General features: G+C 43.9%; 25 protein-coding genes and 3 tRNA genes. 23 read left to right on the forward strand and 5 right to left on the reverse strand.

Annotation, left to right across the window (positions count from 1 at the left end):
- Positions 1-64: 64 nt before the first annotated feature.
- The 9 genes from K245_RS22955 to K245_RS0103705 all read left to right on the forward strand — a co-directional run bounded on the left by K245_RS22955 (position 65) and on the right by K245_RS0103705 (position 8,469).
- The gene (locus K245_RS22955; RefSeq protein ID WP_051283840.1) at positions 65-1,504 is read left to right on the forward strand and encodes a Do family serine endopeptidase; all 1,440 of its coding nucleotides are present in this window, start codon (positions 65-67) and stop codon (positions 1,502-1,504) included.
- 22 nt (positions 1,505-1,526) lie between these two features.
- The gene (locus K245_RS0103670) at positions 1,527-2,399 is read left to right on the forward strand and encodes a 4-(cytidine 5'-diphospho)-2-C-methyl-D-erythritol kinase (protein WP_027358216.1); all 873 of its coding nucleotides are present in this window, start codon (positions 1,527-1,529) and stop codon (positions 2,397-2,399) included.
- A gap of 29 nt (positions 2,400-2,428) precedes the next feature.
- Positions 2,429-2,503 (forward strand) — tRNA-Gln (locus K245_RS0103675).
- Between the two features lie 44 nt (positions 2,504-2,547).
- Positions 2,548-3,507 carry a ribose-phosphate pyrophosphokinase gene (locus K245_RS0103680; RefSeq protein WP_027358217.1) on the forward strand — a complete coding sequence of 320 codons (960 nt, stop codon included), beginning with the start codon at positions 2,548-2,550 and terminating at the stop codon, positions 3,505-3,507.
- A 38-nt stretch (positions 3,508-3,545) separates the two neighbouring features.
- On the forward strand, positions 3,546-4,136 hold the full coding sequence (locus K245_RS22960) for a 50S ribosomal protein L25 (protein ID WP_051283842.1): 591 nt from the start codon (positions 3,546-3,548) through the stop codon (positions 4,134-4,136).
- A gap of 17 nt (positions 4,137-4,153) precedes the next feature.
- The gene (gene pth, locus K245_RS0103690) at positions 4,154-4,747 is read left to right on the forward strand and encodes an aminoacyl-tRNA hydrolase (protein WP_198013820.1); all 594 of its coding nucleotides are present in this window, start codon (positions 4,154-4,156) and stop codon (positions 4,745-4,747) included.
- A gap of 58 nt (positions 4,748-4,805) precedes the next feature.
- Complete coding sequence (locus K245_RS0103695; RefSeq protein ID WP_156906689.1) at positions 4,806-6,830, forward strand: sodium-translocating pyrophosphatase; 2,025 nt, start codon at positions 4,806-4,808, stop codon at positions 6,828-6,830.
- Positions 6,831-6,984: 154 nt separating this feature from the next.
- Complete coding sequence (locus tag K245_RS0103700; RefSeq protein ID WP_027358220.1) at positions 6,985-7,494, forward strand: CarD family transcriptional regulator; 510 nt, start codon at positions 6,985-6,987, stop codon at positions 7,492-7,494.
- A 9-nt stretch (positions 7,495-7,503) separates the two neighbouring features.
- A complete protein-coding gene (locus K245_RS0103705; RefSeq protein WP_035276414.1) occupies positions 7,504-8,469 on the forward strand; it encodes an RluA family pseudouridine synthase in 966 nt (321 codons plus the stop codon).
- Positions 8,470-8,543: 74 nt separating this feature from the next.
- Here the strand turns inward: K245_RS0103705 and K245_RS22965 are convergent, their stop codons facing one another.
- Positions 8,544-9,335: a DUF169 domain-containing protein gene (locus tag K245_RS22965; RefSeq protein WP_035276415.1), complete on the reverse strand. Its 792-nt coding sequence runs from the start codon at positions 9,333-9,335 to the stop codon at positions 8,544-8,546.
- Positions 9,336-9,616: 281 nt separating this feature from the next.
- Between K245_RS22965 and K245_RS0103715 the strand changes: the two genes are divergently transcribed.
- The 13 genes from K245_RS0103715 to K245_RS0103775 all read left to right on the forward strand — a co-directional run bounded on the left by K245_RS0103715 (position 9,617) and on the right by K245_RS0103775 (position 21,189).
- Positions 9,617-10,018 (forward strand): NADH-quinone oxidoreductase subunit A, encoded by a 402-nt coding sequence (locus tag K245_RS0103715; RefSeq protein WP_198013821.1) that lies wholly within the window; start codon positions 9,617-9,619, stop codon positions 10,016-10,018.
- The gene (locus K245_RS0103720) at positions 9,991-10,584 is read left to right on the forward strand and encodes an NADH-quinone oxidoreductase subunit B (protein ID WP_084156118.1); all 594 of its coding nucleotides are present in this window, start codon (positions 9,991-9,993) and stop codon (positions 10,582-10,584) included. The genes K245_RS0103715 and K245_RS0103720 overlap by 28 nt, the downstream gene beginning before the upstream one ends.
- 5 nt (positions 10,585-10,589) lie before the next feature.
- A complete protein-coding gene (locus K245_RS26295) occupies positions 10,590-11,093 on the forward strand; it encodes an NADH-quinone oxidoreductase subunit C (protein ID WP_051283843.1) in 504 nt (167 codons plus the stop codon).
- Positions 11,094-11,101: 8 nt separating this feature from the next.
- Positions 11,102-12,229, forward strand: coding sequence for an NADH-quinone oxidoreductase subunit D (locus K245_RS0103730; protein ID WP_051283844.1), 1,128 nt, complete (start codon positions 11,102-11,104; stop codon positions 12,227-12,229).
- Between the two features lie 4 nt (positions 12,230-12,233).
- On the forward strand, positions 12,234-13,232 hold the full coding sequence (gene nuoH, locus K245_RS0103735) for an NADH-quinone oxidoreductase subunit NuoH (RefSeq protein ID WP_027358225.1): 999 nt from the start codon (positions 12,234-12,236) through the stop codon (positions 13,230-13,232).
- Positions 13,233-13,235: 3 nt separating this feature from the next.
- Positions 13,236-13,673, forward strand: coding sequence for a NuoI/complex I 23 kDa subunit family protein (locus K245_RS0103740; RefSeq protein ID WP_027358226.1), 438 nt, complete (start codon positions 13,236-13,238; stop codon positions 13,671-13,673).
- Positions 13,673-14,209, forward strand: a complete 537-nt coding sequence (locus K245_RS22975; protein WP_051283845.1) for an NADH-quinone oxidoreductase subunit J family protein — start codon at positions 13,673-13,675, stop codon at positions 14,207-14,209. The genes K245_RS0103740 and K245_RS22975 overlap by 1 nt, the downstream gene beginning before the upstream one ends.
- The gene (nuoK, locus tag K245_RS0103750; protein ID WP_232223792.1) at positions 14,196-14,531 is read left to right on the forward strand and encodes an NADH-quinone oxidoreductase subunit NuoK; all 336 of its coding nucleotides are present in this window, start codon (positions 14,196-14,198) and stop codon (positions 14,529-14,531) included. The genes K245_RS22975 and nuoK overlap by 14 nt, the downstream gene beginning before the upstream one ends.
- Positions 14,532-14,573: 42 nt before the next feature.
- Complete coding sequence (locus K245_RS0103755; protein ID WP_027358228.1) at positions 14,574-16,061, forward strand: monovalent cation/H+ antiporter subunit D family protein; 1,488 nt, start codon at positions 14,574-14,576, stop codon at positions 16,059-16,061.
- Position 16,062: 1 nt separating this feature from the next.
- Positions 16,063-16,314, forward strand: a complete 252-nt coding sequence (locus K245_RS0103760) for a hypothetical protein (protein WP_035276417.1) — start codon at positions 16,063-16,065, stop codon at positions 16,312-16,314.
- Positions 16,307-18,067 (forward strand): Na(+)/H(+) antiporter subunit D, encoded by a 1,761-nt coding sequence (locus K245_RS0103765; RefSeq protein WP_027358230.1) that lies wholly within the window; start codon positions 16,307-16,309, stop codon positions 18,065-18,067. The genes K245_RS0103760 and K245_RS0103765 overlap by 8 nt, the downstream gene beginning before the upstream one ends.
- 84 nt (positions 18,068-18,151) lie before the next feature.
- The gene (locus K245_RS0103770; protein WP_027358231.1) at positions 18,152-19,711 is read left to right on the forward strand and encodes a complex I subunit 4 family protein; all 1,560 of its coding nucleotides are present in this window, start codon (positions 18,152-18,154) and stop codon (positions 19,709-19,711) included.
- Between the two features lie 56 nt (positions 19,712-19,767).
- Positions 19,768-21,189 carry an NADH-quinone oxidoreductase subunit N gene (locus tag K245_RS0103775; protein WP_027358232.1) on the forward strand — a complete coding sequence of 474 codons (1,422 nt, stop codon included), beginning with the start codon at positions 19,768-19,770 and terminating at the stop codon, positions 21,187-21,189.
- Between the two features lie 235 nt (positions 21,190-21,424).
- Here the strand turns inward: K245_RS0103775 and K245_RS0103780 are convergent, their stop codons facing one another.
- From K245_RS0103780 to K245_RS0103790, 3 genes are all read right to left on the reverse strand, one after another.
- Entirely contained in the window at positions 21,425-22,099 is a 675-nt protein-coding gene (locus tag K245_RS0103780) for a M48 family metallopeptidase (protein WP_027358233.1), read from the reverse strand.
- Between the two features lie 87 nt (positions 22,100-22,186).
- Positions 22,187-22,280: transfer RNA gene (locus K245_RS0103785), tRNA-Ser, on the reverse strand.
- 15 nt (positions 22,281-22,295) lie between these two features.
- Positions 22,296-22,383 (reverse strand) — tRNA-Ser (locus K245_RS0103790).
- 541 nt (positions 22,384-22,924) lie between these two features.
- Here K245_RS0103790 and K245_RS0103795 point away from each other — a divergent pair.
- Positions 22,925-23,416, forward strand: coding sequence for a hypothetical protein (locus K245_RS0103795; RefSeq protein ID WP_027358234.1), 492 nt, complete (start codon positions 22,925-22,927; stop codon positions 23,414-23,416).
- Positions 23,417-23,699: 283 nt separating this feature from the next.
- Here K245_RS0103795 and K245_RS0103805 read toward each other — a convergent pair whose 3' ends face one another.
- On the reverse strand, positions 23,700-24,383 hold the full coding sequence (locus K245_RS0103805; RefSeq protein WP_027358235.1) for a CBS and ACT domain-containing protein: 684 nt from the start codon (positions 24,381-24,383) through the stop codon (positions 23,700-23,702).
- Positions 24,384-24,484 lie beyond the last annotated feature (101 nt).

Below are 24,484 nucleotides of genomic sequence, written 5' to 3' on the forward strand. Positions count from 1 at the left end.
TTAAGAAGTCGCAAGGGGGATATGTGTTTGTCAGGCGGCTAAACTTAAACCTTGGGAGAAAAATATGACTTCAGGTAGTTATCTGAAAAAAAAGAAAAATGCAATTTTTGTTCTGTCTGTTCTGTTTTGTCTTTGCTTTAATGTTTCAACGTCCCATTCAGCTGTTGGACAGGCTGACGGCCAAACCGAAATGATTCCGTCGGGATTTGACAAGATAGCCGAAGCCGTAGGCCCGGCCGTTGTAAACATCAGGGCTGAAAAATTGAAGAATGTGGGGCCTGTGTTTGAGCATTTTTTCAAGGGCAATCCTTATGGAAAAGGAAATCCTTTTGATGAATTCATGGGCGAAGCGCCAAACGGAAACTCAAAGTCCTATAGGGAAAGAAGTCTTGGTACAGGCTTCATAATTGATAAGTCAGGCTATATTGCAACAAATAATCATGTGGTTGAAGATGCTGAAAAGATCCAGGTTAAACTTAAAAGTGGCGAGGAGTATGACGCTGAGATAGTTGGCCGAGATCCAAGCACAGATATCGCTCTTATCAAGATAAAACCGTCCAATGATCTTCCTGCCCTTGAGTTCGGAAATTCGGATTCAATGAAAGTTGGGCAGTGGGTTGTGGCAATAGGAAGTCCATTCGGCCTCGAGCAGACAGTGACAGCAGGTATAGTCAGCGCCAAGGGCAGGGTGATCGGCCAGGGCGCTTATGATGATTTTATTCAGACTGACGCGTCGATTAACCCTGGAAACAGCGGTGGGCCACTTCTTTCTCTGGATGGCAAAGTAATAGGTATTAATACCGCAATAATTGCGAGTGCCCAGGGAATTGGTTTTGCCATCCCGATAAACATGGCCTCCACCATCATTGAGCAGCTTAAATCAAGCGGATCTGTGGTAAGGGGCTGGCTCGGCATAACCATGAAAGATATAGACAAGGGACTCGCTGATTATCTGAAGCTCCAGGAGGCCAAGGGCGTTCTTGTCGATTCTGTGGTCAAAGGAGATCCTGCGGACAAGGCCGGAATCCATGCGAATGACGTCATTACAGATGTCAACGGAAAGAAGATTGAAGGCAGCAGGGATCTTGCAAAAATAATCGCTGCGCTTAAGGTTGGTGACAAGGCGCTTATATCTGTTGTCAGGGATGGAAAGAAAAAGGACGTTGAGGTACTTATTGCAAAAAGGACTGATGAGAAGGCCGGAGGAAAATTGCCTGCCGCAGAAGGCTCCCTTGGCATAAAAGTATCCCAGATGACCCCTGATATCGCTGAAAGACTCGGCTATACTGGTGAAGGTGGTGTTGTTGTCGAAGGCGTTGCGCCTGACGGCAAGGCAGCTCTCGCAGGTCTCAGGATGGGGGACGTTATAAAGGAAATCAACCACAAGAAACTTAATTCTCCGTCTGAGTTTAAAAATGCCGTCACTGAAGCAGGCGCTAATTTAAGAATGCTTGTATGGAGACAGGGCTTAGGCCTGCTTGTAATAGAGCTTTCTTCTAAATAACACAATGACAGGGATGAAAAGATTGGAAAAAAAGATTAACCTGCTTGCGCCCGCTAAAATAAATGCGTTTCTTGAAATTATGGGCAGGCGCAGTGACGGTTATCATGACCTGAAGACCCTTTTTATTCCTGTCTCCCTTTATGATAAAATTGAGCTTGATCTAATTTCTGATGGAATAAAAGTATTCTGCTCAGATGAAGATGCTCCAAGCGATGAGAACAATCTGGCTGCAAAGGCGGCCAGGTTGTTTTTTGAAAGAACAGGGATAGAGTCCGGTCTTGAAATAAGAATTGAGAAAAATATCCCTGTGGCTGCTGGACTGGGTGGGGGCAGCAGTGATGCTGCCGCTGTTCTGAAAGGCCTGAATTCATATTTTGGCGCACCCTTTGGTATCCGGGAGTTATGCTCAATGGGCCTTGGCCTCGGCGCGGATGTGCCTTTCTTCATTCACTCTGTGCCGTCATATGCTGAGGGCATCGGAGAGATTCTCGCACCTGTCGAAAAGATGGTTCCTTATGAAGTTTTGATTGTCAATCCTGGTGTTCCTTTGTCAACTGCCGAGGTATATAAAAATCTTAATTTGGGATTGACAAAGTGTAAAAAAGAAAATAAATATCCAGCCTTAAATCAAGGTCTTTGTGATATAAAAGAAATTCTTTGCAATGATCTTGAAATATCGGCCATGAGCCTTTGCCCGGTCATTGAGGAAATCAAGGCGTATATTACCGGCCAGGACGCTGACGGAGTTTTAATGTCCGGTAGTGGTCCGTCGGTTTTTGGGCTTTTCAGTGATGCGGACAAGGCAAAAAAAGCGGCCGGTATAATAAAAGCAAATACAAAATGGTGGGCGTGTCAGGTTGAAATGATCCTGGGCCCTTATGGATTTGCCGCGTAAGGCTTATTGCTGCGCGGCGGTTTTTTGTTTGGGGCGTCGTCAAGCGGTAAGACACTGGTTTTTGATACCAGCATTCGTAGGTTCGAATCCTTCCGCCCCAGCCATTCAAACTCAGTTTTTTTAAAAAAAGTGGCGGGTCTAAATGACGATGAAAGGCTATTCGATTTTTACTGGTAATTCGAACCCTCAGCTTGCCCAGAAGGTTTCTGAATATCTGGACAAACCGTTGAGCGGGAGTAAAGTTACCCAGTTCAGCGACGGCGAGATTCAGATCGAGATAAATGAAAATGTGAGATCAAAGGATGTTTTCATTATTCAGTCGACCTGTGCGCCGGTAAACGACAATCTTATAGAGCTTTTACTCATGATAGACGCTGTAAAACGTTCTTCAGCCAGAAGGATAACGGCTGTAATTCCATATTTCGGATATGCCCGTCAGGATAAGAAAGTGGCTCCGAGAGTTCCGATTAGTGCCAAGCTGGTTGCGGATATAATCACAAATGCAGGGGCCAATCGCGTAATTACATTGGATCTTCATGCCGGACAGATACAGGGGTTTTTTAATATCCCTGTGGACAATTTATATGCAGCACCGGTATTGATCGATTATATAAAGAGAAATTTTGCCGCAGAAGTTGCAAATGGCGAGCTTGTAATTGTTTCGCCTGACGCGGGCGGTGTTGAGAGAGCGAGAGCTTTTGCAAAAAGGCTTGGGGATGAGGTTGACTGGGCAATTGTCGACAAGAGGCGTTCGGCACCAAATGTTGCTCAGGCAATGGCAGTCATTGGAGATGTTGCAAATAAAGTGGCTATTCTTCTTGATGATATGGTTGATACCGCAGGTACGCTGACAGAAGCTGCAAGGGCTCTTGAAAGCAAAGGTGTAAAAGAGGTCCATGCATGCTGCTCCCATGCCGTTCTTTCCGGGCCTGCCATAGACAGAATAGAGGCGTCGCCGGTAAAAACACTGGTGACAACAGATTCTATTCCCCTAATTGAAAAGATCAGGTCCTCGTCAAAAATCAAGGTTCTGACAATATCGGAACTTGTTGGCGAGGCAATAATACGTTGTCACAGGGGTGATTCTGTTACATCACTTTTTAAATAAGTTCATCAGCTTTTTCGAAGCTTTTAAGGAGGTATATTTTGAAGCTAGTAGATCTTAATGCGACCGTACGCGAAAAAACAGGCAAGGAAGCTGCTCTCAAGATGAGAGCTTCCGGCCAGATTCCTGCAATTATTTATGGAGCAGACGGAGATAAGGCAATGCCTGTTTCTGTATCTGCCCGTGAGCTTGAAAAAATCATCAAGGATACCAAAACATCCCAGGTGTTTTTAAGGCTTACTGATGTAAGCGGTTCTTTCGAGCCCAAGAATGCTCTTTTAAAGGAGCTTCAGACAAATCCTGGCAGCAGAGCAATACTGCATGCAGATTTCTATGAAATAGCGTCCATGGACAAAAAAATCAGAACCAAGGCTCTTGTCACTACTGTAGGCAAACCTGCTGGTATCATTCTTGGCGGCGTTCTCAAAATAATCATCCGCGAGCTTGACATAATATGCTCTTCAGCCGATGTTCCCGAAACAATTGAAATAGATGTTGCGGACATGAAGCTTGGTGACACAATCCTTGCCGGGGACATAGACCTCGGAGACAGCGTCAAGATAGCAAACGATCCAAGTGTCGCTGTTGTTACTCTGGTTCCGCCAAAACGTTCCGAAAGCGCTGAGAAATAGTCGGCCAGAAATGATCTTTGAAAAAAGTTTTAAATGAAATGAAAGAAGGCGGAATAAATTTTGTTGTCGGTCTTGGCAATCCAGGCAAAGACTACGAAAAAACAAGGCATAATATAGGCTTCATGGTTGTTGATGAGGTCGCAAAAGCTTGCTCCATATCACTTGAGAAAAGCAAGTTTGACGGTCTGCTTGGAAAAGGTCGGGTTTTCTCAAGGCAGATAATTTTGCTTAAGCCGATGACCTTCATGAACAGAAGCGGTAATTCTGTGTCGCGTGTTCTTGATTATTTCGGACTTGATTCCGCAAATATGCTTGTGATTTATGATGACCTTGATCTTGAATTCGGGAAAATTCGAATTAAGGAAAAAGGTGGCCACGGTGGCCATAACGGTATGAGATCAATTATTTCCTCGGTCGGGATTTCCGAATTTCCGAGAATAAGAATTGGCATAGGGCGCCCCTCAGGAGAAAAGGATGTTACCGCACATGTATTGGGCGGCTTTTCAAAAGAGGAAAAAAAGACGCTTGATGATCTTATTTTACTTGCAAAAGATGCTGTTATGGCAACCCTGGAAGATGATCTGAATTATGCAATGAACCGGTTCAACTAGGATTCATTGTTAGTTTACGTTTTAACCTTATAACCATTTAATTTTTAGGGAGGATGGCATGGCTACATTAATGGCTAACATTCCACTGCTCTGTACACTCGTTGGTGTATCGGGCATCCTGTTTGCTCTCGTTCTTGCTGGCGTTGTAAAAGCTGCTCCAGCTGGTAATGAAAGAATGCAGGAAATCGCGGCAGCTATTCAGGAAGGTTCTATTGCTTACCTGAATCGTCAGCTCAAAAGCATGGGTATCGTTGGTGTTATTATTACAGCGGTAATCTTTTTTGCTCCTGGCCTTGGCCCAGTATACGCAGCAGGTTTTGTTGTAGGCGCGGTTGCTTCATTCATCGCTGGCTACATCGGAATGCGCGTATCAGTTATCGCAAACGTACGTACTGCAGAAGCTTCTCGTAACGGCCTCAACGCTGGCCTTACAATGGGTTTCAAGGGTGGTACAGTTACCGGTATGATCGTTGCTGGTCTTGCTCTTACTGCTACTGCTGGTTTCTTCATGGTTACCAAGCAGGTTATGCCTCTCGTTGCGCTTGGCTTCGGTGGATCTCTTATTTCCATCTTTGCTCGTCTTGGCGGCGGTATCTTTACCAAGGCTGCTGACGTTGGTGCTGACCTTGTTGGTAAGGTAGAAGCAAACATTCCAGAAGATGATCCACGTAACCCTGCAACCATCGCAGATAACGTTGGTGACAACGTTGGTGACTGTGCTGGTATGGCTGCTGACCTCTTTGAAACCTATGCCGTAACTGTTGTTGCTGCAATGGTTCTTGCTCATCTTATGTTCAAGGGCAATGCTACTCTTATCCTTTATCCGCTCATACTTGGCGCGGTATCAATCATCACTTCAATGATTGCTACTTTCTTCGTACGTCTGAGCAAGGGTAGTGAATACATCATGGGCGCTCTTTACAAAGGTATGTTCGGCGCAGCTATCCTTTCAGCTGTTGCTTTCTACTTTGTAACTAAGGCGTTCCTTGTAGGAGTTGAAGGCGTTAACGCTGATGCTCTTTACTACTGCACACTTGTAGGTCTTGTACTTACAGTTCTTATCGTTATCATCACTGAGTACTACACCGGTATATTCAAGCCAGTTAAAGACATCGCTCTTGCTTCAACTACAGGTCATGGTACCAACATCATAGCTGGTCTTGCAGTATCTATGCAGTCAACTGCTGCTCCAGTTCTTACCATCTGTGCAGCTATTGCAACTGCTCATGCTCTTGGCGGTCTTTTCGGTATCGCTATTGCAGCTGTGTCAATGCTTTCAATGACTGGTATGGTTATCGCGATCGACGCTTTCGGTCCGATCACTGACAATGCTGGTGGTATTGCTGAAATGTCAGAACTTGATGATTCAGTACGCGTTGTAACTGACGCTCTTGATGCTGTTGGTAACACCACTAAGGCTGTTACTAAGGGTTATGCAATCGGTTCTGCTGGTCTTGCTTCACTTGTTCTTTTTGCTTGCTATGTTCAGGAATTTGCTGTTCACGGCGGAAAAGATGCTGCTGCGATCAGATTTGACCTTTCAGACGTAAACGTAATCATCGGTCTCTTCATCGGTGGTCTTCTTCCTTACCTTTTCGGTTCAATTGCAATGAGAGCCGTTGGTAAAGCAGCTGGACACGTTGTTGAAGAAGTTCGTCGTCAGTTCCGTGAAATCCCAGGCATCATGGAAGGTACCGCAAAACCTGATTATGCTGCATGCGTTGACATCGTTACCGTTTTCGCACTCAGAGAAATGATCGTTCCTGCGCTTCTTCCAGTAGTTGCTCCAGTTGTAGTTGGTTTCCTTCTTGGAAAAGTTGCTCTTGGTGGCCTTCTTATCGGTTCAATCGTTACCGGTATCTTCTGCGCAATCTCCATGACTACTGGTGGTGCTGCATGGGATAACGCTAAGAAATACATCGAAAGCGGTGTTTTCGGCGGAAAGAAATCTGATGCTCACAAGGCAGCAGTTACTGGCGATACTGTAGGCGACCCTTACAAAGATACCGCTGGTCCTGCGATCAACCCAATGATCAAGATTCTCAACGTTGTTGCTCTTCTTATGGTTCCTTTCCTTATGTAATAAGGATTAACCAAATATTGTAAGTCCAGGGAGTCGGTATTTATACCGGCTCCCTTTTTTTGTTTGTATTGATTCTCTGCCTATGATATAAATTCTTTTTTTAAAGATAATACGTCGCTTTTCAGGTAACCCAAAATATAAGGATTTTTGTGAAATGGCAGAAAACATGATCCAGGAAAGAGCGTTTCAGGTTGGTGACCTTGCAGTATACCCAGCCCACGGTGTGGGACGCATCGAGGCCATTGAAAGCAGGGATGTCAACGGCGGAAAGCACGAGTTTTATATTCTTAAGATCATTGAGAATGGCATGGTAATCATGATTCCAACGACCAATGTTCATTCAGTTGGTCTCAGGGATGTCATTGGTAAAAATGATATTCCAAAAGTTTATGAGGTTATAAAAAAGAAAAAGGATTCCAATTCAGACAGCCAGACATGGAACCGTCGTTACAGAGAGTATATGGAAAAAATCAAGACCGGCTCTCTCTATGATGTGGCTGCAGTATTCAGGGACCTTTTTATGCTCAAGCTAACAAAGGATCTTTCTTTTGGCGAGCGCAAACTTCTTGATACTGCCCAGGGGCTCCTTCTTAAAGAACTCAGCCTCGCAAATGATACTGACGAGGCAACCATTCTCAGTGAAATTGAACAGCTGTTCGAATAAGTCTATTTAATGACAATAAATCCAGGCGAGTCTTTTAGTTTTGAAGTATCTGATGAGGAAAACGGTGAGAGGTTTGATTCTGTTGTATCAGACAGAATATCTGGAGTTTCGAGATCCCAGATAACCTCAATGATAAAGTCTGGACTAATAAAAATTGATGATTCTGATAAAAGGCCCGGTTATCGAGTTCGCTATGGCGAAATGGTAAACGGGCTTTTGCCTTTTCCCAAAGCCTACTCCTGTGAGGCCGAGGATATTGAAATTGAAGCCATCTATGAAGATAATGATCTTATTGTCATAAACAAACCAGCAGGCCTTGTTGTTCATCCTGCGCCCGGACATGAGTCAGGAACACTTGTAAATGCAATACTGTCTAAATGTCCTGACCTTCAGGGAATAGGCGGTGAGATCAGGCCTGGCATTGTTCATCGGCTTGATAAAGACACTAGCGGACTCATGATCGTTGCCAAGAACCAGAATACGCATGTCGCACTGATCGACATGTTTAAAGAAAGAGCTGTTTATAAAAAATATTTAGCAATTACTGCCGGAAATCCCATAAATGATTCAGGCGTCATAGATTTGCCGATCGGCAGGCATCCTGTTGACAGGAAAAAAATGTCAGTCGTCTCAAAAGCGCCGCGTTCAGCCCTGACATTATGGTCTGTAAGGGAGAGATATGGAATTGCCTCATTGCTTGAAGCCGAGATCAAGAGCGGAAGAACCCACCAGATAAGGGTTCATCTTGATTCATTCGGATATCCGGTTCTTGGGGATTTGGTGTATGGCGTTAAGAAAAATTCCCTTCTGAAAAAAAACATCGGGTCAGAATATTTCCCGAATAGACATATGCTTCATTCATGGAAGCTTGGTTTCTGTCACCCTTCAACCAATGAGATGCTCGAGTTCCAGTCTGATTTACCCAAGGATATGGCGGATTTTATACAATTCATCAAGAGCACGGATTTTGAATAAAATTTTTCCGGCTAAAGTGTTTAGGGGAACTCTTATTAGAAAATTCCCCTTTTAGGCATCTTGATAATGAGATGTTACGGATTCTTTTCGAATTTGATCAATGGGCACCCACCGCAGACATCAAGCCCAGGCCATGACTCTCCTCCTTTTCCAAGAAGTGACGGACCTCCGAGTTTCTCTATCCTGTTTTTAAGACTCTCCGCAGTAGTTAAAATCTCGTTTCCTGGGATAAAGAAATTCAGGTAGTTCATTTCTGTCTTTCCGGAAGTCTTTGATCCTGCGCACATTGTCATCATATTTGCTGTCTGATTCTGGAAAGAGTATATGCTTCCGCCGCAAACAGCCGAGTTGGCAGTAGCCTTGAACATAAGATGTGATTTTCCGGTGGCGCTCATGTATTCATTCAATAAATGATATGACTGATAAGGAGTTACCATGAAAAAAACAACGTCAGGCACGAAGTCTCTGTTGTCGTACAGATCAAGGGGCGCAAAATAAATACCGCCCTTGGCTTCATCTGAAAGTTTGTTTTTTATGTTGATCAGTTCCCATGATAATTCCTCGTTCATTGTGTATTTTAAATGCGCCTTTGAATCTTTATCTTTGTCAGGATCTTTGTAGCCCATGCCAATCTGTGCATTTCTACATGACAGTTCGTCAGGTCTCATGAGAAGTTCGTGGCGGGAACTTCTGGCGGCAGCCAGGAACTGACAGTACGAAAGACGGGATTTTGCCTTGTGAGTAGTTTTGATCAAAGATGCATCATTTTCTGAGGCTATAAATTTTATGCCGACAGGATCGAAATCCAGTCTGTAATTCCATATGAATAAATCATAGGCACTTTTGAATCTGGTATTGTCTGACATTTAAGCATCCTCCATAATTGAATCGGATAAGTTTTTCTTATTGATGAGACATTATTAATGTATGAAGATTAAATCAAGTATTAGTATTACTAACAAAACTCCGGGGTAAAACAGCAGGAACTAAGTTTTTATTTGGAAATTAAGATTTATTCGGGGATTATATGCTTGACAAGAACAGGTCAGGGCTATAGAAATTATTTTTCCTTTTTGAGGGACTTTTGGGGGAAGCCCTCTAATCATTGCTGATACTCAATCTTCAGACCATATTTTGGACGTCAATTATGAAAATGTCGGATGCGTTTCTACTTGATTACATCTACATAATGGTTTTTCTTTTGTTCGGCTTTTTTGCCGCATTTTTCCCTTTTATATTTGCCTGGCTGATCAAGCCTCGAACTGCAAGATCCTTAAAAAAATTCGAAACATATGAATGTGGTATGGATACATTTGGCGACGCCTGGGATTTCAGGTATGGCGTGGCCTATTATCTGTATGCGCTCATCTTTTTGGCTTTTGATGTTGATATTCTTTATCTTTTCCCGGTTGCAACAGCCTTTAAAGAAGTTTCTGCCTGGAGGGGAGTAATAGAGATTTTCATATTCGTCGGAGTTCTTACTCTTGCGATAGTTTATGCCTGGGTCAAGGGAGTGTTTAGATGGGACAGGAAAACAAAGAGTTTTTAGGCGTTGATGATTTCGCAGCTGCCTTGCGGGAACGCTACAGAAAATATGAAACCGATGAGTCTTCATTTGATGATCCAGGACTGCTCATAAGGCTTCCTTATGCTGATAAAATTATCAGGCATTGTCAGGCTAATTCCCTCTGGCCCATGACTTTTGGTTTGGCCTGCTGTGCCATTGAGATGATGGCGACCGGTATGGCAAGATGGGATATTTCAAGATACGGAGCCGAAGCTTTCAGGCCTTCTCCCCGTCAGAGCGATGTTCTTATTGTTGCCGGAACTGTAACCCGTAAAATGGCTGAGGCTGTAATTACTCTATATGAGCAGATGCCCGAGCCAAAATGGGTTATCGCAATGGGGAATTGTGCAATTTCAGGCGGCCCCTTTGCTATCAAAGAAAACTACAACGTCATTGAAGGCGTAGATAAGCTTATTCCAGTTGACATATATGTTCCAGGCTGCCCTCCGAGGCCGGAAGGACTGCTTGAAGGCATATTCAAGCTCCAGGAAAAGATAACAGGGGTTCGTCATCCATTCCCACAGAACAAACATCCGATGGGAGCATAACCTGTATGGACTCAAGTGCTGAAATAATTAAAAAATTCGAGGCTGCGGGCATTGCCTGTGAAAGGACCGAATCCTCAAAATTCGGCTATGATATAAAGGTATCTCTTGTTTCTGATAATGTGAGACCATTTGCTACCCTGATGCTCGAAAGCGGGTTTTATCTTGTATATGTTGCAGGTTTTCACGTTTCTCCTTTCATGAAGGTCGTCTATGAAATGGCAAGCTTTGAAAGTGGGGTAAGGGTTCTGGCTATGGCGGACGCAAGCAAGGACAACACAGTGCCGACCATATCGGATATCTACCACGGAGCCTCATGGCATGAGAGAGAAACCCGGGATTTTTTCGGAATAGTATTTGATGGTAATCCCGATATGAGACCGCTGCTTCTCATGGATACAGATGTTGATTTTCACCCGCTTCTTAAAAATGAAGGCCAGCTCAAATCCGTGGAGTCTGTCACATGGGCGCCAGAACCTGAAAAAAAAGTCGCTGAAACGCCAGCTTCATAAGGTGCAAAATGATTTTTCCGACAATTGACACAGAAAAAATTAAAGGCCAGAGACAGTTCTTCCTGAACATGGGGCCCCAGCATCCGAGTACACACGGTGTTCTGAGGGTTGTTCTTGAGATGGACGGTGAATATGTCCTGGATCTTGACCCTGTGATCGGATACTGCCACAGGATGCACGAAAAGATGGGCGAATGCAGGCCCTGGCCTTCTTTTTTGCCCAATACTTCAAGAATGGACTATGTCTGCGCTTTGCCCTACAACCACGGCTATGTGGCTGTTATAGAGAAGGCCACAGGCATAGTGCCGACAAGAAGGGCAGAGTTTATAAGGGTTATCTCGTCGGAGCTGAACAGAGTATCGAGCCACCTGCTCTGGCTTGGTGCCTATCTTCTGGATCTTGGTGCTTTTACTCCGATTCTTTACTGCTTTGATGATCGTGAGCAGATATTAGACGCCCTCGAAGACGTCACAGGATCGAGACTCACCTACAGCTATTTCAGGGTGGGGGGCGTGTACAGGGATATTGACGAAAAGTTCGTTGAAAGAACCAGGGCCTTTGTAAAAAGACTCAGGGGAAGATTTCAGATGTACGAACAGCTCGTCACAGGCAATGTGATTTTCAGAAAGCGCGTTGAAGAAAACGGCGTAATATCGAGGGACATGGCTTTGCGCTATGGGGTCACCGGGCCTAGCCTGCGCGGGTCAGGAATCGAATATGACATAAGAAAGAAGATGCCTTATTCGATTTATAACGAATTCGATTTTGATATACCAACAGGAACGATTGGTGATTCCTTTGACCGATATATGGTCAGGTTTCTTGAAATGGAACAGAGTCTGAGAATCATTGAACAGGCCCTGGACAATCTTCCTGACGGACCATATATGGCTAAGGTGCCGAAGAAAGTTAAAATACCGGCAGGCTCATACAGCTCGTCAGTCGAAACTGGAAGAGGCGAACTGTCGTATCATTTGGTAAGTGATGGATCAGATATACCATACAGACTTAAAGTGAGAACTCCTTCTTATTGCAATCTGAGTATTCTCCGTGAGCTTTGCAGCGGTATGCTTCTGGCCGACCTTGTGGCTGCAATTGGAAGCCTTGATCTGGTTATACCCGAGATAGATAGGTAAATAAATGGAATCTATTCTGGCCATATTTCCACCCGAACTTTTGAGAATCCTGATTTCAGGCATATTAGTAATTGCACTGGTGTTTCTCAATGGTCTCGTAATGGTTTATTTTGAAAGAAAGCTTGCAGGTTACATGCAGTACAGATGCGGTCTGATGGAAATCGGATGGCAGGGAGTGCTGCAGAGTCTTGTTGACGGAATAAAGCTTATCTCAAAAAGACTCGTTATACCAAAAAACGTTGACGGACCATTATACCGTATCGCACCCCTTCTTGCTTTTACTCCTGTTGTTCTGCCATTTCTTGTTGTTCCGTTTGGCAAGCATCTGCAGGTAAGGGATCTGAATGTTGGTCTGATATTTGTGATGGCAATGGGTTCGCTTAATGTTATGGCAATATTTATGGCGGGCTGGAGTTCAAACAACAAATACTCCATGTTTGGAGCCATGAGAACGGTTGCCCAGAATATCGCGTACGAGATTCCCATTCTTCTTTCTCTTCTTTCAGTAGTTCTCGTTACAAACACCTTTAGCATGAGTGGCATAGTTGACGCCCAGAGCGGAGGGTCCTGGTTCATACTTCTTCAGCCAGTGGCTTTCCTCATCTATCTTGTAGCTGGTGTGGCCGAAACAAACAGGGCTCCATTCGACCTTCCAGAAGCAGAGAGCGAACTGACCGCAGGTTTTCATACCGAATACAGCGGAATAGCATTTGGCCTTTTCTTCCTTGGCGAATACGCAAACATGCTGACTGTCAGCTGCGTTGCAACCACACTTTTTCTTGGAGGATGGCATGGCCCATGGGAAGAATACTTCGGGACACTCTGGTTTTTTCTTAAAGCGTATTCCATCATGTTCTTCATGATATGGATAAGATGGACTTTTCCTCGTGTAAGGTTTGACCAGCTGATGAATCTGGCATGGAAATATCTTATACCTTTTGCGTTAGTTAACCTTTTAGTCACAGCGGCCGCAGTAAAATTTCTGCCGCTAATTTTTGTGTAGGCTATGGGCGGATATTTTTCAGATTTAATAGAAGGCGGCAAGAGTCTGGCTTCCGGGCTTGCGGTTACTTTCAAGGCAATGATCTCACCTGTGGTCACAGTACAGTACCCCCGTGAGAAAATTGAAATAACACCGAATTTTCGTGGCCACATTGAACTCACCCTGGATGCTGAGCAGAGGATTAAGTGCATTGCCTGCGGTATGTGTGAAAAATCATGCCCTTCAGGGTGCATTAACGTAATCTCTGAAAAAAAGGAAGGGGAGAAGAAGAAGTCTCTGACTTCCTTCATGCTCAATTTCACAAAATGCAGCCTCTGCGGAATCTGTTGTGAATCCTGTCCTGCGGATGCGATCAGGTACTCTAACGAATATAATCTTGCAGGATTCACGAGGGAAGATTTTATAATGGATCTTGTAAAGAGGCTGGAGGACAAGAAATAATGGAACTTTACAGCCTTGTGTCGGAATTTCTTTTTTTTGCTTTCATGGGTATAACCGCATCAGGTGCGATTGTAGCTGTCAGGGCAAAAATACTCATGCATGCTGTTTTCGGGCTTGCGGTCTGCCTTCTTGGCGTGGGCGGTCTTTACTATTATCTGGGCAGCATGTTTCTTACAATGATGCAGATACTGGTATATGTGGGCGCGATCTGTATTCTGATGGTTTTCGGAATAATGGTTGGCTACACTCCGAATCAGGTCGCTGAAAAAAATCTCAAAGGAAAGCATTCTTTACTTGCGGGACTTACTGCCCTTTCAGGTGTGATTCTTATAGGAACCTCAATAGTCAGAAACAAAGGAATTTGGATAAGCACAGGCGAAAGGGTAGGCGACTACTCTCTCAATCATTTGGGTTCCAGATTCCTTCATGAATACTGCCTGGCGTTCGAACTTATATCGGTTGTACTTCTGGCTGCGATCATAGGATCAATAATACTTGCAACCATAAGGGAAGATGGAGGAGATGATGCAGCTTAATGCTTTCTACCCGAGCCTGAATCTCGAAACATACCTTATTATATCTGTGTTTCTGCTGATTACGGGCCTTTATGGAATGATACAGCATAGAACAATAATTGGCATGCTGATATCCACAGAGCTGATTCTGAACGGAGCCTGTCTTAATTTCATGGCCTTTGCAAAGTTTCTTGGCCCGGACGCAGCCACCGGACAGGTATACACCCTTTTTATCATGGGAATTGCTGCGGCCGAGGCTGCAATAGTTGTCAGTATGATGCTTGCTGTGTTCAGAAAATTCAGAAGCATTGATCCTGAAGAAATTAACGGGCTTAAACATTGACGAACCGGAATAATCCTGGGAACTCCTTAAGGTAATATGAGCATGGAAACGATTGTAACAAGTAAGATCCTGATGGCACCATTCATACCGATGGTAACAGCGGCTCTTGTCATGGCATCAGGTAAAAGACCCAACATCAGGGAATCCTGGTCTATTATCGGTGCTGTTCTGACGTTTTTGTCAGTGGCGTTCCTCGTACCTCACATATTGAAAGGCGTGAATTATTCATATGAACTTTTCTCCCTTTACCCAGGTATCACGGTTCGCTTTAATGTGGATGCCCTGGGTATTCTTTTTGCGGGGACTTCGTCATTCTTATGGATACTCGCAGGGTTCTACTGCATAGGATATATGAGGGGGCTTAACGAACACGCCCAGACAAGATTCTATGTTTGCTATGCCGTATCAGTCGGTGCTGCCGTGGGAGCAGCCTTCAGCGGAAACCTTTTTACTCTGTACCTGTTTTACGAAATAATTTCGATATTCACATATCCTCTTGTCATGCACCATCAGGATGCGGAAGGCTATGAGGGAAGCAGAAAATACCTTGTTTATCTGATGTTTACCTCAAAGGCTCTTCTTCTTCCAGCTATGGCCATAATTTACGTCCAGTGCGGAACCCTCGATTTTGCCGCCGGTGATATAGTCAACGGGATATTTCCGAGTGACGCGTCCAGGGTGCTTGTAACAGTAAGCTACTTCATGTGTCTTTTTGGTTTTGCCAAAGCAGGTATCATGCCGTTTCATAACTGGCTGCCGTCTGCCATGGTCGCTCCGACTCCTGTCAGCGCACTTCTTCATGCGGTTGTCGTTGTAAAGGTCGGTGTTTTTTCGATATGCAGGGTAATGCTTTCCCTGTTCGGAACAAAAATTCTGTCTGATCTCGGTCTGGGAATAATCACCTGTTATATTGCTTCCTTCACCATTCTGACTGCTTCCATAATAGCGCTTACAAAGACAAATCTAAAGGCAAGGCTCGCTTATTCAACTATAAGTCAGCTTTCATATATAATACTTGGTGTGGCCATGCTGGTGCCCGAGGGAATAACAGGCGGTCTTATACACATCGCAAATCATGCATTTTCCAAAATCACTCTGTTCTTTTGTGCAGGAGCGATTTTTGTTGTTTCCGGTAAAAAGGAAATTTCAGAACTTAATGGCATTGGGTACAGAATGCCCCTTACAATGATCGCTTTTGGTATAGCCTCCCTCAGCATGATCGGTGCTCCGCCTGTTAGCGGGTTCGTGAGTAAATGGTATCTTGCACTCGGAGCCATGAAAATACACAGCGTAATACTTTTATGCGTACTTCTCATAAGCAGCCTTTTGAATGCCGGATATTTCGTACCTGTTTTTTATACGTCTTTTTTTGGCAAGAATTTGAATCCAGGCGGCGAAACAGGCAGTTTAGAGAATACAACAATAGCGCGCCTGATGATTATTCCGCTATGCATTACGGCAGTCGCGTCCGCTGTTTTTGGGGTGTTTCCGGATTTGTTCCTGAAAATAATAAACTTGCTGGTGGTTTAATATGCTCGTTAAATTGATAGGCTATCTTCGTGACAGATCAGGGCTGCTAAGAATTCTTTTTTTCGGCCTTCTTGTCTGTATAGTTGGATTTGACTTCATTGCAGAACGTCATGAGGCTCATTTCTGGGGTGATAAAATTCCCGGATTCTGGGCTGTGGCCGGATTCTGCGGATGTGTCATCATGACCCTGATATGGAAGGGCCTTGCTCACTTTATCCTGACGAAGGACGAGGGGTTTTACGATAATGAGTGATTTTTTTGTACATCCGTCGATTCTGTTTATACTGGGAGCAGTTACACTGCCTTTTTTCAGAAAAATGCGTCTTGACAAGATTCTGCTTGTCCTGATTCCCGTACTCGCATTCTGGCAGATCAGATATCTTCCAGAAATTTTCGGGCAGATGAACTATCTTGGGTTTGAGATAGTATTCGGAAAAGTGGACAGGCTGACCTATGTATTTCTCCATGTATTTACCCTCATGGCAATTATAGGAGCCATATACGGGCTAAAAACCAAAGATACTGGCCAGCAGATAGCAGCAATGCTCTATGTTGCAGGTTCGCTTGGTGTTACCCTCGCCGGAGACTACCTCACGCTGTTCATTTTCTGGGAACTCATGGCTTTTGCCTCAACTTTTCTTGTCTGGTACAGAAAAAAGAAGAAGTCAGTTGATGCCGGATTCAGATATCTGCTTGTACATATGGCTGGCGGGCTTATTCTGCTTGGCGGTATTTTCCTCAGGTACAAGAATATACATGATCTGACCTTTACCCAGATAATTCCAGCTGATGCAACAATGGCTGATTATCTGATCCTGATTGGCTTTGCGCTAAATGCGGCTGTTCCTCCGATTCACGCTTGGTTGCCCGACGCATATCCGGAGGCGACTGTCACAGGCGCTGTTTTCATGTGCGCCTTTACCACAAAGACCGCAGTATATGTTCTTGCAAGAGCATTTCCCGGTTTTGAGATCCTTGCGATACTCGGAGCAGTGATGACACTATATGGTGTCGGATACGCAATAATTGAGAATGATGCCCGAAGGATTCTTGCCTACCATATTGTCAGCCAGGTCGGATACATGGTCTGCGCAGTCGGAATAGGGTCTGCAATGGCTATAAACGGAGCCTGTGCCCACGCATACGCCCATATTATATATAAGGCTCTTCTTTTCATGGGCGCTGGCGCGGTTCTTGAGATGACAGGCAAATCCAAGCTGAGCGAACTCGGCGGTCTGTGGAAAAAAATGCCTTTAACGATGATCTTTACAGTGATCGGAGGGATTTCGATTTCGGGGTTTCCTCTTACAAGCGGATTTGTCAGCAAGTCAATGATTGTGGTCGCGGCTGGAGAAGGCCACAGAATAGTTATCATGCTGATGCTTCTTCTTGCTTCTGTCGGAACTTTTCTCTCTGTCGGCGTCAAGCTTCCTTATTTTATCTGGTTTGGCAAGGATTCAGGAGTCGAGGCAAAAGAAGCTCCCATAAATATGCATATTGCAATGGGGATAGCAGCTTTTCTGTGCTTCTTCATAGGCGTTTATCCTGAGTATCTTTATAATCTATTGCCATACGCCACCGAGTACAAGCCTTATTCAGCATATCATCTCTCGGAATCGATGCAGATTCTCGGTTTTACAGGACTCGGGTTTTATCTGATGCTCAAGAAGCTTCATCCTAAAGACTATATAAATCTCGATGTTGACTGGTTTTACAGAAGAGGCGCCCAGTTTTTTATGTGGATTGCCAGAAAGCCGGTCGCAAAAACAGACGATGTAGCAAATGAGGTCTATAGAACTGTCGGCCTCAGAATGACCATGATGATAGCCAGATTCATGTCATGGTTTGACTGGAGAGCCATAGACGGAGCCATTGACGGCAGTGCACGCGGAGTAGTCAAAGCCGGTGACGGTCTCAGGCATATTCAGACAGGCAAGCTTCAGCAGTATATTGGCGCTGCGGTCTTAATCCTGTTCACGGTTATAATGATAACGGTTTTCATTTAATTGAATAAAGAGTTTGCTGCAGATAATTCACAGCAGCAAATATTGTGTTCAGATTCTATAATCTGGTTTTAATAAGGCTTGGAAATGGATCAACATCTAATTTACAACTCGATCGGATACCCTGTACTGTCCGCAGTGACATTTATTCCTCTGGCGGGCGCGCTTGTCGCTTTATTCATAAAAAATGAAACAATGCTGAAGCTGTGGGGTTTTCTTGTAACTGTATTTGCACTTGTGCTGTCGCTTCCACTTTATACGAATTTCGATGCGACGTCGGTTAAATTTCAGTTTGCCGAGGTTTACCCGTGGTTTCCGGCTCTTAACCTTGACTATGTAGTCGGGGTCGATGGCATGAGCACGCTGCTTGTGCTTCTGACCACATTTATAATGCCACTTTGTATCCTGTGTTCCTGGAATTATATAAAAGACAGGCTCCAGGAATTTATATTTGTGGTTCTTCTCATGGAGACCGCAATGATAGGTGTTTTTATAAGTCTTAACACAGTCATGTTTTACATATTCTGGGAAGCGATGCTCCTTCCGATGTACCTTATAATAGCAGTGTGGGGTGGGCCAAGAAAGGATTACGCATCCATCAAATTCTTTCTTTATACCCTCATAGGAAGCGTATTTCTTCTTGTTGCTATCATCGCCCTTTATATTAAGACCGGAACCTTTTTTATACCCGATCTCATGGGACAGAATTACGCTTTCATGTTCCAGTTCTGGATATTTCTTGCCTGTGCACTCGCGTTTGCCATCAAGATACCAATGTTTCCGCTTCATACCTGGCTTCCGGCGGCCCATGTCGAGGCGCCGACTGCCGGCAGCGTAATACTTGCAAGTATTCTCCTTAAAATGGGCGGATACGGATTTTTAAGACTCTGTCTTCCCATAACTCCGGAAGCTGTAGCAGTATGCGCTCCATATATGATCGGAATATCAGTAGTTTCAATACTTGCAGGTGGCTACCTTGCTCTTGGTCAGTCTGATATAAAAAAGCTGATTGCCTATTCCAGCGTAGGTCATATGGGATTTGTGACCCTTGGCGTGTTTTTGCTGAATTCCCAAGGGATAAAAGGCGCAATGCTCCAGATGATCAATCATGGAATTACAACTGGAGCGCTGTTTATCTGCGTCGGAATTATTTATGAAAGAACCCATAGCAGGGAAATTTCTGCAAACTCGGCCCTTGGAATGTTCATGCCGATTTATGTTACCTTTCTTGGTATCTTCTCCCTTTCTTCCCTTGCGTTTCCTGGAACTAATTCCTTTGTGGGTGAGTTCCTGGTTCTTCTGGCGGCTTTCGGTAAATACCCGGTGGTCGGAGGTCTCGCCGTTGTTGGCGCTGTACTTGCTGCGGCCTATATGCTCAGACTTCTTCAGAAAATGGTTTGGGCCGATTCAGACGGGCACGCCCACCACGGCCACGATGAAGGACACCACGGTCATGAAAAGGAAGAACATCATCTTTCTGACCTTGGTTTCAGGGAGGCTGCAATGCTTGTGTTTCTGACTATTTTTGTATTCTGGATAGGTCTGAATCCATCGCCTATCCTTAAAATCATGAATGCAAGCGTTGATAATCTGGTTACCCAGGCAGGCGCTGACAAGGTTGTGGGCGTGACTGCAGCAATGAAATAATTATGTTCTTAAGAATAATTCTGGCTTTAATAGATTAAATTATATGGAAAATTAGTATGCAGGGTTTGATATTCATTCCAGAGTTGGCGTTTATTGCGGTTTCACTGATTTTTTTCTTTATATCCCTTGGCAAGCCTTCCCGGGCCTTTGTCCAGAATGCAGCAATCGTGCTTTCTGCGATCCTTGTCCTTGCATCTCTTGGAGGGTTATGTGAAAAAGGAAGCCTCTTTTACGATGCGTACAGGATTGATGCTTATTCCCAGATTTTCAAGGTAATCATCAGCATAGGTCTGTTTCTGATTATTTTCATGGGATATGGCTTGCGGGGCATATCCGAGAAATACCACCCAGAATATCTGATGTTTCTGACCATAAGCTCTATGGGGCTTGTATTTTTGACAAGTTCGGTTGAACTGATCACCATGGTATTGAGCCTTGAGATATCATCATTCTCACTTTATGTGATCATACCCTTTAGAAAAACCGCCGGGTTTGACAAGCAGATGGAATCTGGCATCAAGTATGTACTTTTCGGCGCGGTCGCAAGCGGTATCTCTCTTTATGGATCTAGCTACGTTTACGGAGCCTGCGGAACCACCTATTTTTATCAGCTATCCAAAATAATTCCTGGAATGATAGCGACAAGTCCAATGGCAATGATTGGCCTGTTGATGCTCATGACCGGGTTTTTCTTTAAGCTTGCAATGTTTCCGATGCACTTCTGGACGCCTGATGTTTACGAAGGTGCTGCCAACGAGACAGCAGGTTTTGTGGCCACACTTCCAAAAATAGGCGCAATCGCGCTTCTTATAAGACTTGCCGCTTTTGCCGGAGTTGACAGGCCTGATTTTGTCAAGGTTCTCATGATCCTTTCGTTTTTCTCCATGACCATCGGGAACCTTTCCGCTCTTGTTCAGACAGATCTGAAGAGGCTTGCGGCTTATTCCAGTATAGCCCATGCCGGTTACATCATGATTGGTCTGCTGACCCTCAGCACATCAGGCTTTTCAGCGGCCATATACTACGGAGCCGGTTATGTCCTGATGAATGTGGCGCTTTTCTATGTAATTTACCATGTGGCTGCGGAAGGCGGAAATGTCACCTTTGACAGCCTTAAAGGGCTTTACAAGAGATCTCCTATTCTTGCCATGACACTAGCAGTTAGTGCCCTTGCACTTGCCGGAATTCCACCGACAATGGGTTTCACCGGTAAATTCATGCTTTTTACGGCAGCCATAGAAAAAAAATATTATGCAATAGTAATTCTCGCTGTAATAAATGCCGGCATAGCAGGTTTTTACTATCTGAAGCTCATTAGGGCCGCCTATACGACCACAGAAGAGAATATCGAAAAGACAGTCCTTCCTGCATCGTCTTATTGCCTGGGTTGTGTTCTGATCGTTGGTATAATAGCAATTGGTATAATGCCTCAGTTTCTTATTGAGATGGCCCTGAAGGCGCTTGAGACGATTCTGTAGCGCCTCGCTAATAATTGATGAATAAAGGGAGAATGCTGATGTGTTCTCCTTTTTTTATTTTATGACCAAGCTAAGTGTTAAAAAAACAGATTTGACGGTCTCGCAAAAAGCCAGAAAAGGGCGTCATGGTCATAACGGATTTGATACGGCATCTTTGTATTTTCAGATATTTATGGGTTCCAACCTTCGCCGGACTGGCTGAAAGATGGCTTTTTGCGACCTTGGCAGATTTGAATTAAAAATTCATGCTTCTTGAATTTTTTTTAAGCCATAATTCCTGCTCCCTGTAGTCAGGCAAAAGTTCTTCAACCTTGTCCCAGAAAAGTTTGGAGTGGTTTCTGACCTTAATGTGGGCGAGTTCATGTACAATCACATAATCAATTACCTCAACCGGGCACATTGCAAGTCTCCATGACAGATTGATATTCCCCCTGTGACCGCACGAGCCCCATCTTTTTTTTGCGCCTGTTATTTTGAGGCTTGAGGGTCTTATGCCCGTCTTTTCGGACACCATGGCGCATCTCTCGGACAGAATTTTCAATGCTTGATTTTTATACCATTCAAAGAGCTTTTTTTCAGCATCATGGAGAAAGGATTCCGGGATTTCTAAACGGTCACCGTTAACACCAATATTGTTTCTGTTTAAGGTGGATTGAAGAATATAACTTGATCCGAGGAAGGGGAAACTCTCGCCTGGAGCGAAAGCCTTTTCTTTGATGTTGCTTATCTGTCCAATTTTGTCCTTTATCCATGCGTGTTTCTTAAGAACAATGTCAAAAATGATTTCATCACTTAGTCCAAGTGGTGCTCTGACTATAATTTCTGATTTCGGGGTAATCGTTATGGAAACCGACTTTCGCCTTGTTCTGATCAGTCTGTCAATGTAAAGATTCTGTTTTTTTGAGTTCATTGGATGGAAGTATTTGGGAAAAGTCTATGAAACAAAAAAACGGATTCCGATTATTTCGGAACCCGTTGTTTTAAACCTGCTTTGACCTGGCGGAGAGAGAGGGATTCGAACCCTCGATACGCTTTTACGGCGTATACTCGCTTAGCAGGCGAGCGCCTTCGACCTGCTCGGCCATCTCTCCTGACAAGGTGTTTTATGGCGGAGGAGGTAGGATTTGAACCCACGGAGCTGTTACACTCAACGGTTTTCAAGACCGCCGCCTTAAGCCACTCGGCCACTCCTCCGAAAAAACACGCTATCTTTATCACTTAGGTATGGACAGGTCAATAACTTTTTATTGGGTTGCCAGGTCTTTGTGTTGATTATTTAGTAATTATTAAATAAATAACTGATTTAAAAATGAAAAAAAATGATGAAAAAAACTCGTGTAAAATTATGACGGTGCAAAATCAGGTAAATATCGCCCACGGCGACCATTAATAAAAATGAGCAACTTTAATTGGTGGTATAGCAAAAAGTCAAAATGGGCTGTGTTGTAATGTCTGTCTTGATTAAGCATCTTTGTAATTTCAGACAGTTCTGGATTTCAGTCTGCGCCGGAATGACGGGAATCAGACATTTTGCGAGTCCATCACAGTTCAGGCACTGAAAGGATCAATGCCGATAAAAAATACCAAAAATAAATAGAGGATCAGATGAATTTTGTTTTAATGAATAAGATCTGGTTTTTTCGAATCTTGGTTGACTTTGGTGCATTATGATTTATAAATATTGAGACTAAAGGCAGTATAACTACAAGTGCCTTAATTTGAGGAGAGAATAGGAATGAAGAGTAAATATCTTCTGAGTAAGCAGGATGGAGCCATTGTAATTGAGGAGAGGGGAGAACTCGATCCTGGTACTTTTTCATCTTTATCCGAGAAAAAAATGGATATCGAGGATTTTGATGAAGCAGTAAAAATAGGTACTGCGGCTGTTGTAGAGGTTTTCAGGGATAATAATATTTTCCCACCAAGCTCGTATGCTAATCAGATAGCAGAAGCCATAATCGAGATGCTCAAAGACGGAGCAGAACCGGAAAAAGAACTGTTATTCAATGATCTTGATTTTCTGGTCAAAGGCGAACGTCCAATTATTGTCGCTCCTGATGTCGAGTCTGAAGCAGCTGAAATAGATATCATTGATGACATGCTTGCTGATGATGTGGATGAAGAAGCAGCATTCATCGAAGATGATTTTTCAAGTCTTGAAGATCCTGAGAGCGGATCCCTCAAAGTTGCAGATGATGATATCGGTGACATGGATATCGACGTGTAACTTTAAATGATTTTTGCATTCAAGAACCAATCCGGCTAAGAGGATGCAAGCTTTGTATCGGGTTAACAAACCGGCTGTTAAGCTAACAGCCGGTTTTTAATTTTCAAGGGAAACAGGATTTTTTTGAGCTTCCATCAAAACTGATGGTCTCGCAAAAAGCCGGAAAATCGTTTAAGCGTCATGCTGGACTTGAGCCTGTATCTTTGTATTTTCAGGGGCTCCTGGATTCCGGCCTGCGCCGGAATGACGAAAATCAGACTTTTCGTGACATTGTCAAAACCGGCTAAACCTCAAATATCTGTCTGGTGTTGTCCTTGTGATCTATTACGTAAAGTAATTCCCCATGTTTTTTCATCTCTTCAAGAATGGAGGGGATCGTGTTCCTTTCTATGTCATAAATCCTTAAGTATACGTTTATGAATCCATCGGGACTCTTTTCAGACGAACTTAAAACGCTAGCTGTTCTTCCCTTGAACTGATGGATTATATCCCTCATTTCCTTTATGGATCCAGGATTGTCCTTGAGCTGGATCGCTATCTGGATTCCCCTTCCAGCCAGGCATGTCAGGGATATTAGGAGTCTGAAAATATCGCTTTTGGTTATTATTCCCTCAAGTTTTCCCTTGTCATCAGTAACAGGCAGTCCTGAAATTCGCTTTTCCAGCATTATAGCCGCAGCTTCCTCGGCAGAAGTATCAGGAGAAATTCTGTAAGGGTTCTTTTTCATGAGATCTTTGATTTTTATTTTTGATGTCAGATAAATGAGCTCATGAATATCAAGGCTGGTAGCATCTGACGGTGACGCCTTTTTAAGGTCTCCGTCGCTGATGATGCCAACGAGCTCTCCCTTGTCCATTACTGGAAGAAGGCGCAGTTTGTGCTCTTTTAATATATGAATAGCGTGCTGCATCGAGTCATCTGCATTGACCGTAATCACGTCCTTTGTCATCCATTTTTTGACCAGCATGGTTTGCCTCCTTTGAATTCAGTTTAAATCATCACAATATATATTGCATAAAGCTTTGAGGCCGGCAATCACCTATTTCATATACTCCCAGACCTTTCTTG

This window comes from Desulforegula conservatrix Mb1Pa (assembly GCF_000426225.1).
GTDB lineage: Bacteria > Desulfobacterota > Desulfobacteria > Desulfobacterales > Desulforegulaceae > Desulforegula > Desulforegula conservatrix.